The sequence below is a fragment of the Saccharothrix sp. genome, assembly GCF_031180885.1.
In the GTDB taxonomy this organism is placed as follows: Bacteria; Actinomycetota; Actinomycetes; order Mycobacteriales; family Pseudonocardiaceae; genus Actinosynnema.
In genome coordinates this window covers 383,514-397,735 of sequence record NZ_JAPSLK010000001.1, presented here as the reverse complement: position 1 = coordinate 397,735, position 14,222 = coordinate 383,514, and the positions used below count along the sequence as shown (strand labels likewise).

At 73.0% G+C, this 14,222-nt stretch carries 12 protein-coding genes; 7 read left to right on the top strand and 5 right to left on the bottom strand.

Features of this window, described 5'->3' with window-relative positions; translation table 11 throughout:
• Positions 1–37 precede the first annotated feature (37 nt).
• On the bottom strand, positions 38–1,048 hold the full coding sequence (locus tag RIN75_RS01995) for a hypothetical protein (RefSeq protein ID WP_309109986.1): 1,011 nt from the start codon (positions 1,046–1,048) through the stop codon (positions 38–40).
• A gap of 265 nt (positions 1,049–1,313) precedes the next feature.
• Positions 1,314–3,242: a DUF2339 domain-containing protein gene (locus RIN75_RS01990; RefSeq protein WP_309109985.1), complete on the bottom strand. Its 1,929-nt coding sequence runs from the start codon at positions 3,240–3,242 to the stop codon at positions 1,314–1,316.
• Positions 3,243–3,408: 166 nt separating this feature from the next.
• Between RIN75_RS01990 and RIN75_RS01985 the strand changes: the two genes are divergently transcribed.
• The 7 genes from RIN75_RS01985 to ptsP all read left to right on the top strand — a co-directional run bounded on the left by RIN75_RS01985 (position 3,409) and on the right by ptsP (position 11,003).
• Positions 3,409–4,392 (top strand): LacI family DNA-binding transcriptional regulator, encoded by a 984-nt coding sequence (locus RIN75_RS01985; RefSeq protein WP_309109984.1) that lies wholly within the window; start codon positions 3,409–3,411, stop codon positions 4,390–4,392.
• Entirely contained in the window at positions 4,382–5,818 is a 1,437-nt protein-coding gene (locus RIN75_RS01980) for a sugar ABC transporter ATP-binding protein (RefSeq protein ID WP_309109983.1), read from the top strand. The genes RIN75_RS01985 and RIN75_RS01980 overlap by 11 nt, the downstream gene beginning before the upstream one ends.
• On the top strand, positions 5,815–6,765 hold the full coding sequence (locus RIN75_RS01975) for an ABC transporter permease (RefSeq protein WP_309109982.1): 951 nt from the start codon (positions 5,815–5,817) through the stop codon (positions 6,763–6,765). Before RIN75_RS01980 ends, RIN75_RS01975 begins: the two co-directional genes overlap by 4 nt.
• A 14-nt stretch (positions 6,766–6,779) precedes the next feature.
• Complete coding sequence (locus RIN75_RS01970; RefSeq protein WP_309109981.1) at positions 6,780–7,700, top strand: substrate-binding domain-containing protein; 921 nt, start codon at positions 6,780–6,782, stop codon at positions 7,698–7,700.
• 8 nt (positions 7,701–7,708) lie between these two features.
• On the top strand, positions 7,709–8,566 hold the full coding sequence (locus RIN75_RS01965; RefSeq protein ID WP_309109980.1) for a ribokinase: 858 nt from the start codon (positions 7,709–7,711) through the stop codon (positions 8,564–8,566).
• Positions 8,563–8,952 carry a D-ribose pyranase gene (gene rbsD, locus RIN75_RS01960; protein WP_309109979.1) on the top strand — a complete coding sequence of 130 codons (390 nt, stop codon included), beginning with the start codon at positions 8,563–8,565 and terminating at the stop codon, positions 8,950–8,952. The genes RIN75_RS01965 and rbsD overlap by 4 nt, the downstream gene beginning before the upstream one ends.
• A 419-nt stretch (positions 8,953–9,371) precedes the next feature.
• Complete coding sequence (ptsP, locus tag RIN75_RS01955) at positions 9,372–11,003, top strand: phosphoenolpyruvate--protein phosphotransferase (protein ID WP_309109978.1); 1,632 nt, start codon at positions 9,372–9,374, stop codon at positions 11,001–11,003.
• Here ptsP and RIN75_RS01950 read toward each other — a convergent pair.
• From RIN75_RS01950 to tdh, 3 genes are all read right to left on the bottom strand, one after another.
• A complete protein-coding gene (locus tag RIN75_RS01950) occupies positions 11,000–11,857 on the bottom strand; it encodes a LysR family transcriptional regulator (RefSeq protein WP_309109977.1) in 858 nt (285 codons plus the stop codon). The genes ptsP and RIN75_RS01950 overlap by 4 nt on opposite strands.
• A gap of 69 nt (positions 11,858–11,926) precedes the next feature.
• The gene (locus tag RIN75_RS01945) at positions 11,927–13,117 is read right to left on the bottom strand and encodes a glycine C-acetyltransferase (RefSeq protein ID WP_309109976.1); all 1,191 of its coding nucleotides are present in this window, start codon (positions 13,115–13,117) and stop codon (positions 11,927–11,929) included.
• The gene (gene tdh / locus RIN75_RS01940; protein WP_309109975.1) at positions 13,117–14,151 is read right to left on the bottom strand and encodes an L-threonine 3-dehydrogenase; all 1,035 of its coding nucleotides are present in this window, start codon (positions 14,149–14,151) and stop codon (positions 13,117–13,119) included. The genes RIN75_RS01945 and tdh overlap by 1 nt, the downstream gene beginning before the upstream one ends.
• Between the last annotated feature and the right edge of the window lie 71 nt (positions 14,152–14,222).

Sequence of the window (14,222 nt, the reverse complement as noted above, 5' to 3'; positions counted from 1 at the left end):
TGTGCCGGCCCCCGGACTTCGTGTCCGGGGGCCGCTTTCATGAGCGTTGTTGGGCGAAAACCACTGCGATGGCGTCGAAACGCCGGCCGTTGTCGTTGAACGGGGCGCTGTGGTGGTAGGTGGTCAGGACCGTGTTGTCGGTGCTGTCCATGACGGTCGTGGTCTTGCCGCAGGCCAGGAAGACGCGGCGGTCGCCCGGCGGGATGGCGAGGCCGCGGACGTCGTGGCGGACGCGGGTGACCTCGTCGGTGCTGGTGTCCAGGACGGCGATTTCGCCGTCGAGGGCGACGTAAACCCGTTCGCCGTCCGGGGTCACGGCGACGCTGCCCGCGCCCCGACCCACTTTCTGGTGCCGGCGCACGCGGTTCGTCTGCGGGTCGATCAGGGTGATCGTGCCGGTGCGGTCGGAGACCTCAAGGGAACTGACGTAGACCGCGCTCCCGTCGGGGCTGACCGCCACGTTCTGCGGGAGTCCGCCGACGGGGATCGTGGCGACCGCGGACGACAATTTCGTGTCCATCACGGTGACCGTGCCGTCCTGGGAGTTGGCCACGAAGACCAGATCGCCGTCCGGTGCGACCGCGATGCCCTGCGGCTGGCGGCCCACCCGGACCGCCGCGATCAGGTGGAGATCGCGGGTGTCGACGACGACGACGCCGCTGCCGGTGACGTACAGGCGTTCGCCGTTCGGGTGCAGCGCGGCGCGGGCGAGCTGGGCGCCGGTGTGGATGCGGCCGGTGACCTTGCCGACGAGCGGGTCGACGGCGGTGATGACGCCCGCGTAGCCGTTGACGACGTAGACCCGGGTGCCGTCCGGGGCGACCGCGGCGCCGGTAATCCACGCCCCGGTGTCGACCTCGGTGCGGACCTTGCCGGCGGCGGTGTCGAGGACCTGGACCTGGCCGTTCTTGGAGATCACGTACGCGAGCGGGACGGGCGTGCCGGCGGCGGTGACGACGGCGCGCCGGGGGCGTTCACCGAAGGCCGGGACGAGCGCGGTGGCGACGAGCAGCCCCGCGCACAAGAGGGCGGTTCGTCGTCGGACCATGCGCGAATGGGAGCACCTGCCGCCCGCGCCGATCCAGTCCAAGTCCTACGGACGAGTGATTTTCTTGCCGGAGCGAGTGAACTGCCGCCCGCGACGGCGGGGCGGGCGGCAGCACGCGGCGATGGTGTGCCCGGCGCCGGTCGCTCGGGGGGCGAAACGACCGACGCCGGGCCCCTGCCGGTGCGCTGCACCGGTGGTCGTTCCCCGACGACGTAGAACTACACCAGGTTGACGCACGGCGCCGGGTTTTGGATCCCGACCGGCCCTAATTCGCGGAAATTCGTCGTGCGGCCACCAGCTTGGCGTAACGGGTGCCCGCCGTCAGGAGCACCAGGCCTGCGCCGATGAACGCAAGGACGCGGGCGATGCCGTCCAGTGCGGCCAGGTCGAACAGCAGCAGTTTGACCACCGCCGCGCCGACCAGCACCAGGCCCGCGACCCGCAGCGACCGCACGTCGATGCCCCGTACCAGCAGCACCAGGGCGGCCACCGTCCACGAGACCGTCACGACCGAGTGGCCGAACAGGAACCCGGCTTCGTCCTGCGACACCAGCAGCGCGGAGCACAGGACGACCCCGGCCGTCGCGTAGAGGACGACCAGGCCGACCGTGATCCACGGCAGCGGGTGCCGGTCCAGGACGCCGAGCCGCACGGCGGCCCACGGCAGCGCGATCGCCGTCAGCGCCAGGACCAGCGCCGCGAGCAGCCCGGTCACCAGGTCGCCCCGGGTGATCGGGTGCCGCGGTTCGTCGAGGAGCCACTCCAGCGGGACCGCGTCGGCGAGCGTCATCACCAGGCCGATGCCGGCGAACGCGGTCGAACCGAGCAGGGACCCGCGGGACCGGAGCCGTTCGGCGAGGACGGCCAGCACCAGGGCTTCGCCGAGCACGACGCCGGCGCGGGCACTGCCATCGAGTGCGAGGGCGGTCGCGACGAACAGCGCCAGCACGCCGACCGCGCCGACCCCGGCGGTGAACGCGGACGGCAGCGCACGCCGGCCGACCGCCCACAGACCGAGCACGACGACCGCGACGGCCCCGGCCAGCCCGGCTCCCCAGGTCTTGTCGAGGACGACGGTCGTGAGCAGGGCGGGCAGGGGTGAGCCGACGGCCAGGCCGAGCGCGGTCACGTCGCCGGGGCGGACCCGGACCGTGACGACGGCCGCGGCCACCCCGACCAGGGCGGCGAGCAGGGCGAGTCCGGCGAGGGCGCGGGGGTCGCGGGTGTGGCCGATGACCAGGAGGGTCGCCAGGAGCGGCGGGATGCCCGCGGTGACGGCCAGCGACGGCCAGTCCTTGCGCAGGTGCACGGGACTGGCGGCGATCTTCAGGACCAGCAGGAACCCGACCAGCAACGGGGTGAAGCCGTCGGTGAGGACCGGCGCGCACACCGCGCAGGCGCCCACCACGCCGGCCGCGAAGAGGGCGGAGTCCCAGCGCATGGCGAGCAGCAGGCCGCCGGCGGCGATCAGGAGTCCGGCGGCCAGACCGGCGCCTTCGGGGAGGTAGGCGTAGATCGAGGTGGCGGCGACGACGTCGAGGTAGAGCACGGCGAACCCGGTGGCGGCGACGGCGAACGCGCCGGTGCGGGAGTGCTCGCTGCGGTGCAGGCGGAGGGCGATGCCGACGAGTGCCGCGCCGAGGAGCGCGCCGCCGACCACGCGCGGGACGGGGCCGAGGTAGCCGCGCTGCACCGCGAGGACGAGGAGGAGGACGACGCCGAGGAGGGTCACCGCGCCACCGACCCAGGCGAGCAGTTTGCTGCCGGCGCCGGGTTGGCTCAGCCGGTCGAACAGGGACGGGCGCGGGGGAGTCGGCGGCATGTGCGGCATCGGCTGGGCGGCCCACGGCGCCGGCGGGGGCGGCGCGGCCGGCACCGGGACGTGCGGCGTGGGTGGCGTGGCGGCCGGCGGCACCTGCGGCGCGGTCGGCGCGGCGGCCGGCGGGAGGTGCGGCGTGGCGGCGACCGGTGGGCCGGCGGCTTGGGCGGCGGGCGCGCTCCAGCCCGGCGAATGCGGCTGCGGCTCCGCGGGTTGGGCCGCCGAGGGCTGGGGTGCCGGGGGTTGGGTGGGCGTGGTCGGCTGGGAGGCAGCGGTGAGGGTGGTGTTGCGGAGTTCGACGCCCACCGCTTCCAGTCGCCGGCCGAGGTGGGCGAGTTCGTCCGCCAGCCGTATGAGGGGGTCCTGTCCGGTCATGTGACCAGGATCGCCCCCGCCGCGCGCCTGGCGGATCCGTACCTCTACTCACCTCCGCGTACCGAACAGGTCACGCCGCTGAATCGAGAAACTTGACAGCGCCCCCCGTGTAACCGATTAACTACGCCCCTGTAATCGATACCACGTGATCGAGGGGGTGCGGAGCGTGACCACGATCAAAGACGTCGCGCAGCACGCCGGCGTCTCGACCGCGACCGTCTCCCGCGTCCTCAACGGCCACGCCGCCCCGACGCCCGAGACCCGCACCCGCGTCCTCGCCGCCGTCGAAGAACTCGGCTACCGCCCCAACGCGCTGGCCCGCTCCCTGCGCACCACCTCGACCAAGACCCTCGGCCTGGTGATCAGCGACCTGGTGAACCCGTTCTTCGCCGAGATCGCCCGCGCGGTCGAGGAGGAGGCCCGGGCGCATGGCTACTGCGTGATCGTCGCCAACGCCGACGAGTCCGCCGACCAGCTCCTCACCTACGTCCGCACCCTGCTGGACCGCCGCGTCGACGGCCTCCTGGTGTGCCCGGCCACCGACGACCCGTCGTGGCTCGCGGAGGTCGAGCAGCGCGGGGTCCCGCTGGTCCTGCTGGACCGCACGGTCCCCGACGCGTCCTGCCCGGTGGTCCGCGCGGACGGCGCGCAAGCGCTCGCCGACCTCGCCGAAGCGTTGAAAGCCGCAGGTCACCAGCGAGTCGGCGTGATCGCCGGTCCGCCCGACACCAGCACCGGCCGGGAGCGCCTGGAGCAGTTCGCGCGCGGCGGCCTGGACCTGCGGGTCGTGCACGGCGACTTCCGCCGGGAGAGCGGCGCCCGCGCCGCGGCCGAACTCCTCGACGCGCCGGACCGCCCCACGGCCCTGGTCGCGATGGACAACCTGATGGGCCTGGGCGCGCTCGAAGAACTCCGCCGCCGCGGTCTGACCGTGCCCGCGGACGTGGGTCTCGCGGTGTACGACGACCAGCCGTGGTTCCCGCTGCTCGACCCGCCGATCACGGTCATCGCCCAACCCACCGTCGAAATGGGCCACGCCGCCGCCCGCAGCCTGTTGGCGCTGGTCGCGGGCGAGCAGCCGGCCGACGTCCAGCTCACCGCGCGCCTGGTCGTGCGGGGTTCCTGCGGGGAGGCGACCGGTGCTGCTTGAGGCGCGGAACATCGGCAAGAGCTTCACCGGCGTGCGCGCGCTGGACGGCGTGGACTTCGACGTCCGCCCCGGCGAGGTGCACGTCCTGCTCGGCGAGAACGGCGCGGGCAAGTCCACGCTGGTCAAGGTCCTCGCCGGGGTGCACGCGCCGGACACCGGGACGGTCGAGCGCCGCGGCAGCCTGGCCGTGATCCACCAGGAACTCACCCTGGTCCCCCAGCTCTCGGTCGCCGAGAACCTGTTCCTCGGCCGCCCGCCCCGCCGCTTCGGAATCGTCGACAAAGCGCGAATGCGAGAGGACGCCAAAGCGCTCCTGGACCGCGTCGGCCTCGACGTCGACCCGACCACACCTGTCCAAGACCTGGGCATCGCCGGGCAGCAGATGGTCGAGATCGCCCGCGCGCTGAGCCTGAACGCCCAGCTCCTGGTCCTGGACGAGCCGACCGCCGTGCTCACCGACACCGAGACCGACCGCCTGCTCGACATCATGTCCGAGCTGCGCGCGCAGGGCGTCGGCCTGGTGTTCATCACCCACCACCTCGACGAGATCCGCCGCGTCGCCGACCGGATCACCGTCCTGCGCGACGGCCGCAGCGTCGGCACCCTCCCCGGCACGGCCACCGTCGAGCACATGATCGAGCTGATGGTCGGCCGCACCATCGACGAGCAGTACCCGCGCCGCCGCACCGAACCCGGCGAGGTGCTGTTCAAGGTCGAGGGCCTGACCCGGCGCGGCGCGTTCCACGACGTGTCCTTCCACGTCCGCGCGGGCGAGGTCGTCGGTGTCGCGGGCCTGGTCGGCGCGGGCCGGACCGAGGTGGTGCGCGCCGCGTTCGGCGTCGACCCCTACGACTCCGGCACCGTCGAGGTCGCCGGGCGGCAGGTCCCCCGGCACGACGTGCAGGCCGCGGTGCGCGCCGGGCTGGGCCTGGTCCCCGAGGACCGCAAGGGCCAGGGCCTGGTGCTGACCTCGACCGTCGCCGACAACCTCGGCCTGGTCACCATGAAGGCGAGCACCCGGGCGGGCCTGGTGGACCGGCGCGGCCAGCGCGAGCGGGCCGCCGGGATGGCGAAGTCGTTGCGGGTCAAGGCGTCCGGGCTGGGGCAGCAGGTGCGCGAGCTGTCCGGCGGCAACCAGCAGAAGGTCGTCATCGGCAAGTGGCTGCTCGCCGACCCGCGCGTGCTGGTGCTCGACGAGCCGACCCGCGGCGTGGACGTGGGCGCGAAGGTCGAGATCTACGAGCTGGTCAACCGGATGACGGCGGCCGGGCGCGCGGTCGTGCTGGTGTCCTCCGACCTGCCCGAGGTGATCGGGATGAGCGACCGGGTCGTCGTGATGGCGCACGGCCGCGTCGCGGGCGAACTGCCCGGCGGCACGACCCAGGACAAGGTGATGGCGTTGGCGGTTCAGGAGTTCCCGGCATGACAACGGTGGCCAGTCGCAAGAACGTCAAGGTGCTGTCGGACAACGGCGCGCTCGCGGGCCTGCTGGTGCTGGTGGTGGCGCTGTCGCTGCTCGCGCCGTCGTTCCTGACCACCCAGAACCTGCTCAACGTGGGCGTGCAGGCGGCCGTGGTCGCGGTGCTCGCGTTCGGGTCGACGTTCGTCATCGTGTCCGGCGGCATCGACCTGTCCGTGGGCAGCGTCGCGGCGCTGTCGGCGATGGTCGGCGCGTGGTCGTCGGCCGAGGCGGGCCTGCCCGGACCGGTGGCATTGCTGCTGGGCCTGGGCACCGGCGTGGTCGCGGGCCTGGTCAACGGCGCGCTGGTGTCCTACGGGAAGCTGCCCGCGTTCATCGCGACCCTGGCGATGCTCAGCGTCGCCCGCGGTCTGACCCTGGTGGTGTCGCAGGGCAGCCCGACCACCACGCCCGACGTCGTCAGCTTCCTCGGGTCGAACCTCACCCCGTACCTGCCGGTGCCGCTGCTGGTGATGCTGGTGTTCTTCGGGATCACCGGTTTCGTGCTGTCCCGCACGTACTCCGGCCGCGCCATGTACGCGATCGGCGGCAACGAGGAGGCCGCGCGGCTGTCCGGCATCGACGTGCGCCGGCAGAAGCTCGTCATCTACGCGCTGTCCGGCCTGTTCGCGGCCGTCGCCGGGATGCTGCTGGCGGGCCGGCTGTCCTCCGCCGGGCCGCAGGCCGCCGTGGGCTACGAGCTGGACGCGATCGCGGCCGTGGTGATCGGCGGCGCGTCGCTGTCCGGCGGCGTCGGCCGCGCCACCGGCACGCTGGTCGGCGCGCTCGTGCTGGCCGTGCTGCGCAACGGACTCAACCAGTTGCAGGTGTCCCCGTTCTGGCAGCAGGTCGTGATCGGCGCGGTGATCGCGCTGGCCGTCCTGCTCGACACGCTTCGCCGCCGTACCCGATGAAAGGAATGACCAAGATGAAGTTCCGCGGTGTCGCCGCGCTGTCGGCCGTCGCCCTCGCGGCGCTGACCGCGTGCGGTTCGGGGTCCCCGGCAGGTGGCGGTGGCGAGATCACCGTCGGCCTGGCGATCTCCACCCTGGACAACCCGTACTTCGTGGCGCTCAAGGAAGGCGCCGAGAAGGCCGCCGCCGAGCTGGGCGTCAAGCTGACCGTGGTGGACGCGCAGAACGACGCGACCAACCAGATCAACCAGGTGCAGACGTTCACCACCCAGGGCGTCAAGGCCATCATCATCAACCCGGTCGACTCCAAGCAGGCCGCGCCCGCCGCGAAGGCCGCCGAGAACGCGAACATCCCGCTGGTCGCGGTGGACCGGTCGGTGGACGGGGGCAAGGTCGTGTCCGAGGTCGCCTCGGACAACGTCCAGGGCGGCACCCTGGCGGCGATCGAGCTGGGCCGCGCGGCCAGCGGCGAGGTCGTGCACCTGCAGGGCATCCCCGGCGCGTCGGCCGCCCGCGACCGCGGCCAGGGCTTCGAGCAGGGGCTCAACTCCGGCGGCATCAAGGTCGTGGCGAGCCAGCCCGCGGACTTCAACCGCGCCAAGGGCCTGGACGTGATGACCAACCTGCTGCAGGCCAACCCGGGCATCAAGGGCGTGTTCGCGGACAACGACGAGATGGCGCTGGGCGCGATCAAGGCGCTGGGCGACCGGGCGGGCAAGGACGTCGCCGTGGTCGGGTTCGACGGCACGCCGGACGGCCTCAAGGCGGTCGAGGACGGCACGATGGCCGCGACGATCGCGCAGCAGCCCGACGTGCTCGGGCGCAAGGCCGTCGAGCAGGCGGTGAAGGCGGCGCGCGGCGAGGCGGTCCAGGAGGTCGTCGACGTCGAGGTCAAGGTCGTGACGAAGAAGAACGTCGCCGAGTTCAAGAAGTGAGTCGGGCAGTGGGCGTACTGGTGCTGGGCTCGGCCAACGCGGACCTCGTCGTGGCGGTGGACCGCCGTCCGGCGGGCGGCGAGACGGTCCTGGGCGGTGACACGGTGGTGATGCCGGGCGGCAAGGGCGCCAACACGGCCGTCGCCGCCGGGCGGCTCGGGTGCGACGTCGCGCTGGTGGGTGCCGTGGGCGCGGACCAGTACGGCTCGCTGCTGCGGGAGTCGCTGGTGTCGGCCGGGGTGCGCGTGGAGTCGGTGCGCACCTCGGACCGGCCGACCGGGCTCGCGTACATCACGGTGACGCCGGACGGGGAGAACTCCATCGTCGTGGCGCCGGGGGCGAACTCGGACGTTTTTCCGTCCGATGTGGACGCTCTCGTGTGGGACGGGGTTTCGGTCCTGGTGTGTTCGCTTGAGGTTCCTCTGTCCACTGTGGAGCACGCGCTTTCGGTTGCTGCTGCGCACGGAGTGCGTTGTGTGCTGAACCTGTCGCCGGTGACCTCGGTGTCGGCGGAGGCGATGGCGTTGCTCGACCCGTTGATCGTGAACGAGCACGAGGCGCTGGCGTTGGCGGACTCGTTCGAGGGGTTGTTGGCGTTGGGGCCGCGGTCGGCTGTGGTGACGCTGGGTGCGCGGGGCGCGGCCGTGGTGACCTCGGACGGGGTTGTCGAGGTGGGCGCGCCTGCGGTGGACGTGGTCGACACGACCGGTGCCGGTGACGCGTTCGCCGGCGCTCTCGCCTTCGGACTGTCCCGCGGGGACTCCCTGGTGGAGGCCGCGAAGTTCGCCGCCCGGGTGGCCGCGACGTCGGTGACCAGGCCGGGCGCGCAGCCGTCCTACCCGGGGCCGGCCGAGGTGCTCGGGTGAAGCGGACGGGCATCCTGCACGCGACGCTGAACGCGGAACTGGCGCGCCTGGGTCACACGGACGAGGTGGTGGTGGCGGACTGCGGCCTGCCGATCCCGCCGGGTCCGGCGGTGGTGGACCTGGCGTTCACGTTCGGCGTGCCGACGTTCTTGCAGGTGGTGGACGGGCTGCTGGCGGAGCTGGTGGTCGAGCGCGCGGTGGTGGCGGCGGAGATCGACGAACGCAACCCGACGTGCGCGCAGGCCCTGGCGGACCGACTGCCGATCATCGACCGGATCAGCCACGACGCCCTGAAGGCGAGGACCGCTGGCGCGCGGTTGGTGGTGCGGACCGGCGAGGCGACCCCGTACGCCAACGTCGTGCTCCGCTGCGGCGTCCCGTTCTGAGCAGGCCCCCGACTTCCATTCTCCCAGAGGGGTGCGACACCGGGCCTTCGGCGCCTTTGATGCCGATCTTCCCGCGCCGGCCCGACAGTCCCGTGCCCAAGCCGTCGATCCCGCGCCAAGCCGTCCGCCCCCACCTCCCGCGCGGACCGCACCGGCGCACCCCACGACCCCACGGCGCTGCCCCGCCGTGGGGTCGTCCCGCGTCCGGACCCCGAACCCGACCCGCGCGCCGCACTCCGCCGCCGGACCACAACTCGACGTGGCACCCCTCTCCCACTCGTTCGGCGACGTCCAACCCCTCGCGGACGTGCTGCGGTTGATCGAAACCGGTTAAGAGTGCGTTTCCTGCGGTAGCGGACTCGCGGGTAGTGGCGTTGGCTGGTTCACGTCCCTGCTACCCGAAGGGTATGGTCTAGACCATGTCGAGCGCGCGGCTGAGCGGTGTCGGTGTCAGTTCCGGTCGAGCCTCCGGGCCCGTGGTGCGGGTGGCCGAGCCGTTGGGGGAGCCACCGGCCGAGCCGGTGCCCGCCGACGTGACAGCGGAGGCGGCGCGCATCCGGCCCGCCGCGGACGTCGTCGCCGAACGGCTCGTCGCCCGGGCCGCCCAGGCCATCGGCGACGCGAAGGCCGTCCTGGAGACCACCGCCGCGATGGCGGCCGACCCGGCCCTCCTCGGCCAGGCCGAGAAGCTCGTCACCGAACGCCGGCTGCCCGCCGCGCGCGCCGTCCACCAGGCCGCCGCCGGGTTCATCACCGCGCTCGAAGCCGCCGGCGGGTACATGGCCGAACGCGCCCGCGACGTGCAGGACGTCCGCGACCGCCTGGTCGCCGAACTCCTCGGCGTCGCACCGCCGGGCGTGCCCGACCTGGCCTCGCCGAGCGTCCTGGTCGCCCGCGACCTCGCCCCCGCCGACACCGCCGGCCTCGACCCGACCAAGGTCCTCGCCCTGGTCACCGAGGAGGGCGGCCCCACCTCGCACACCGCGATCCTCGCGCGCTCGCTGGGCATCCCGGCCGTCGTCGCGTGCCGCGGCATCCTCGCCTCCGACGCCGCCGCCCTGCTGGTGGACGGCGACACCGGCGCCGTGCAGGCGTCCGACGGCACGGTCCGCGCCGCGCACGTCGCCGGCAAGGCCGTGTGGAACGGCGTGGGCGTGCTGCGCGACGGGCACCGGGTGAAGGTCCTGGGCAACGTGGGCTCCCCGGCCGACGCGGTCGCCGCGGCGGCCGCCGGCGCGGAGGGCGTGGGCCTGTTCCGCACCGAGTTCTGCTTCCTGTCCTCGACGCAGGAGCCGAGCGTCGAGGACCAGCGCAAGGCCTACGCCGCCGTGCTCGCGCCGTTCGCCGGCAAGCCGGTCGTCGTCCGGACGCTGGACGCCGGCGCGGACAAGCCGCTCGCGTTCCTCGAACCCGACCCCGAGCCGAACCCGGCGCTGGGCGTGCGCGGCCTGCGCGTCGCGTTCGACCGGCCCGAGGTGCTGGACCGGCAGCTGGAGGCCATCGCGCTGGCCGCCAAGGACACCGGCGCGGACGTGTCGGTGATGGCGCCGATGGTCGCGACCGCCGCCGAGGCCGCGTGGTTCGTCGAACGCGCCCGCAAGGCCGGCGTCGAGCGGGCCGGCGTGATGATCGAGATCCCGGCCGCGGCGCTGGTCGCCCGGGAGATCCTGGCCGTGGTGGACTTCGTGTCCCTGGGCACCAACGACCTCGCGCAGTACACCTTCGCCGCCGACCGCCAGGTGGGCGCGGTGGCCGCGTTGAACGACCCGTGGCAGCCCGGCCTGCTGCGCCTGGTCAAGCTGGTCGGCGACGCCGGCACCGAGCTGGGCAAACCGGTCGGCGTGTGCGGCGAGGCGGCGGCCGACCCGCTGCTGGCGTGCGTGCTCATCGGCATGGGCGTGACCAGCCTGTCCATGAACCACACGGCGCTCACCGTCGTCGGCGCGAAGCTCGCCTCCACCAGCTTCGACCTGTGCCAACTCGCGGCGCGTGGCGCACTGGGAGCGCACGACCCGGCGTCGGCCAAGCTGGCCGCCCGGGCGCCGCACTAGCGGGCCGCGTCGAGGACCGCCCTGATCAGGGGGTGGTCCTCGCTGCCCTTGCGGACCGCCGCGAACACCCGGCGCAGCGGCGCGGTGCCCCGGACCGGGATGCCGCGCAGGGCGTGCCGCGGCACCAGCGCCACGCCCGCACCGGCCCGGACCAGCGCCCCGACCGCGCTGAAGTCGTCGGACGTGTGCACGATCCGGGGTGCGAACCCGGCGTCGCCGCACGCCAGTTCCACCACGTCCCGCACCGGGTTGCCGGGCAGCGTCGCCACCCAGTCCTCCTCGGCCAGGTCCCGCAGGTCCACCTCCGCCCGCGAAGCCAACGGGTGCGAAGGCGGCAGGACCACGTCGAACGGCTCGGTGTAGAGCGGGAACCGGGTCAGCCGGCCGTCGTCGCGGCGCGGCCGGTACTCCTCGGTGATCGCCAGGTCGATCTCGCCGTCGAGCAGCAGCGGCACGCTCGCGTGCCCCTCCACGTCCCGGACCCGCACCACCACCCCCGGCGCGGACACCCGCAGCCGGGCCAGCGCCGGCGCCACGACCTGCGTGATCGCCGACGCGAAGCTGCCCACCTCCACCCGACCCGCGACCCCGGACGACAGCCCCGCCAGGGTCGCCTGGGCCCGCTCCAACTCGGCGGCGACCGCGTTCGCGTGCCCCACCAGCAGCTCGCCCGCGGACGTCAACGACACCCGCCGACCACGCCGGCGCAGCAGCTCCTGCCCGACCTCGGACTCCAGGGCGGCCAGCTGCTGCGAGACGGCGGACGGCGTCAGGTGCAACGCCTGCGCCGCCGCCGTCACCGTGCCGTGGTCGGCGAGCGCCCGCAGCACGCGCAGCCGTCGGGGATCGATCACCCGGACATTGTCTTCACCGGGGTCGTCGTCCGCTTGCCCTGGTCGGAGGAGGCGCCGAGGGCGAGCCGGTCACGCCGTCTGCCGCATGACCTCGCGTGCGGCGATGAAGGCGTCCACGGCCCGGTTCACGTCGTCGGTCGAGTGCGCGGCCGACATCTGGGTGCGGATGCGGGCCTTGCCGTGCGGGACCACCGGGTAGGAGAAGCCGATCACGTAGATGCCCTGCTCCAGCAGCAGGTCGGCCATCCGGGACGCCTCGGCCGCGTCGCCGATCATCACCGGGATGATCGGGTGCTCGCCGGGCAGCAGGTCGAAGCCCGCCTCGGTCATCCGCGACCGGAACAGCGCCGTGTTCGCGCGCAGCCGCCCCAGCAGTTCGCCGGACGAGCTGAGCAGGTCCAGCGCGGCGATCGCGGCGGCGGTGATGGACGGGGCCAGGGAGTTGGAGAACAGGTACGGCCGGGAGCGCTGGCGCAGCATCTCCACGATCTCCGCCCGCCCGGACGTGTAACCGCCGCTCGCCCCGCCCAGCGCCTTGCCCAGCGTGCCGGTGACGATGTCCACCCGGTCCTGCACGCCGAACAGCTCCGGCGTGCCGCGCCCGGTCGGGCCGGTGAAGCCCACGGCGTGCGAGTCGTCGACCATGACCAGGGCGTCGTACCGGTCGGCCAGGTCGCAGATCTCGTCCAGCGGCGCCAGGTAGCCGTCCATGGAGAACACGCCGTCGGTGGCGATCAGCCGGTAGCGGGCGTCCGCGGCGTCCTTGAGCTGCCGCTCCAGGTCGTCCATGTCGCGGTTCTTGTAGCGGTACCGGCGGGCCTTGGACAGCCGGACGCCGTCGATGATCGACGCGTGGTTCAGCTCGTCGGAGATGATCGCGTCGTCCGCGCCGAGCAGCGTCTCGAACAGGCCGCCGTTGGCGTCGAAGCACGAGCTGTAGAGGATGGTGTCCTCGGTGCCGAGGAACTCCGACAGGCGCTTCTCCAGCTCCTTGTGCGGTTCCTGGGTGCCGCAGATGAACCGCACGGACGCCATGCCGAAGCCCCACCGGTCCAGCGCGTCCTTGGCCGCGGCGATCAGCTTCGGGTGGTCGGCGAGGCCCAGGTAGTTGTTGGCGCAGAAGTTCAGCACCTCGTCACCCGCGCCGACCCGCACGGCGGCGTTCTGCGGTGTGCCGATCACCCGTTCCGCCTTGTACAGGCCTGCCGCGCGGATCTCGTCGAGGCCGGAACGCAGGTCGTCGCGCATCGCGCCGTACATCAGTGGGCTCCCGTCCAGTCGAGGATGACCTTGCCGCACTTGCCCTCGCGGGCGGTGGCGAAGGCCTCGGCGTGCTCGGTGTAGTCGAACCGGTGCGTGATCACCGGGGTGAGGTCGAGGCCGCGCTGGAGCAGCACCGACATCGAGTACCAGGTCTCGAACATCTCGCGGCCGTAGATGCCCTTGATGTGCAGCATCTTCAGCACGACGCTGCTCCAGTCCACCGCGAACTCCTCGGCGGGCAGCCCGAGGATGGCGATCCGGCCGCCGTGCGCCATGTTGCCGATCATGTCCTGCAGGGCGACCGGCTTGCCGGACATCTCCATGCCGACGTCGAAGCCCTCGGTCATGCCCAGTTCGCCCTGGGCCTCGGCGATGGACCGCTTGGTCACGTCCAGCGCGAGGTCGACGCCGACCTTGCGGGCGATGTCCAGCCGGTGCTCGCTGACGTCGGTGATCACGACGTTGCGCGCGCCCGCGTGCTTGGCGACGGCCGCGGCCATGATGCCGATCGGGCCCGCACCGGTGATCAGCACGTCCTCGCCGATGACCGGGAACGACAGCGCGGTGTGCACGGCGTTGCCGAACGGGTCGAAGATCGCCGCCACGTCCAGGTCGACGGGGGCGCGGTGCACCCACGCGTTCTGCTCGGGCAGCACCACGTACTGGGCGAACGCCCCGTCGCTGTGCACGCCGAGGCCGCGCGTGTGGGCGCACAGGTGCCGGCGGCCCGCCTTGCAGTTGCGGCACGTGCCGCACACCAGGTGGCCCTCGCCGCTGACCAGGTCGCCGACCTGCACCCCGGTCACCGCGGACCCGGTCTCGACGACCTCGCCGACGAACTCGTGGCCGAGCACGAGGGGCGCGTGGATGTTGTGGGCGGCCCACTCGTCCCACGAGTCGATGTGCAGGTCGGTGCCGCAGATGCCGGTGCGCAGCACCCGGACGACCACGTCGGTGGAGCCGGGGGTCGGGTCGGGGACGTCGGTCAGCGACAGTCCCGGCCCGGCGGTCGCCTTGACCAGAGCCTTCATGCCGGCAGTGTGCTCCCGTCACGCTTGTGCAGTCCATCAGGACTTTCTGAACTCGCTTGTAAGCTCCGCTG

What these genes read in the sequence shown, in the direction of transcription:
- RIN75_RS01995 (WP_309109986.1), bottom strand. Translation starts at nt 1,048, where the DNA reads ATGGTCCGACGACGAACCGCCCTCTTGTGCGCGGGGCTGCTCGTCGCC.
- RIN75_RS01990 (WP_309109985.1), bottom strand. Translation starts at nt 3,242, where the DNA reads ATGACCGGACAGGACCCCCTCATACGGCTGGCGGACGAACTCGCCCAC.
- RIN75_RS01975 (WP_309109982.1), top strand. Translation starts at nt 5,815, where the DNA reads ATGACAACGGTGGCCAGTCGCAAGAACGTCAAGGTGCTGTCGGACAAC.
- RIN75_RS01970 (WP_309109981.1), top strand. Translation starts at nt 6,780, where the DNA reads ATGAAGTTCCGCGGTGTCGCCGCGCTGTCGGCCGTCGCCCTCGCGGCG.
- ptsP (WP_309109978.1), top strand. Translation starts at nt 9,372, where the DNA reads ATGTCGAGCGCGCGGCTGAGCGGTGTCGGTGTCAGTTCCGGTCGAGCC.
- RIN75_RS01945 (WP_309109976.1), bottom strand. Translation starts at nt 13,117, where the DNA reads ATGTACGGCGCGATGCGCGACGACCTGCGTTCCGGCCTCGACGAGATC.
- tdh (WP_309109975.1), bottom strand. Translation starts at nt 14,151, where the DNA reads ATGAAGGCTCTGGTCAAGGCGACCGCCGGGCCGGGACTGTCGCTGACC.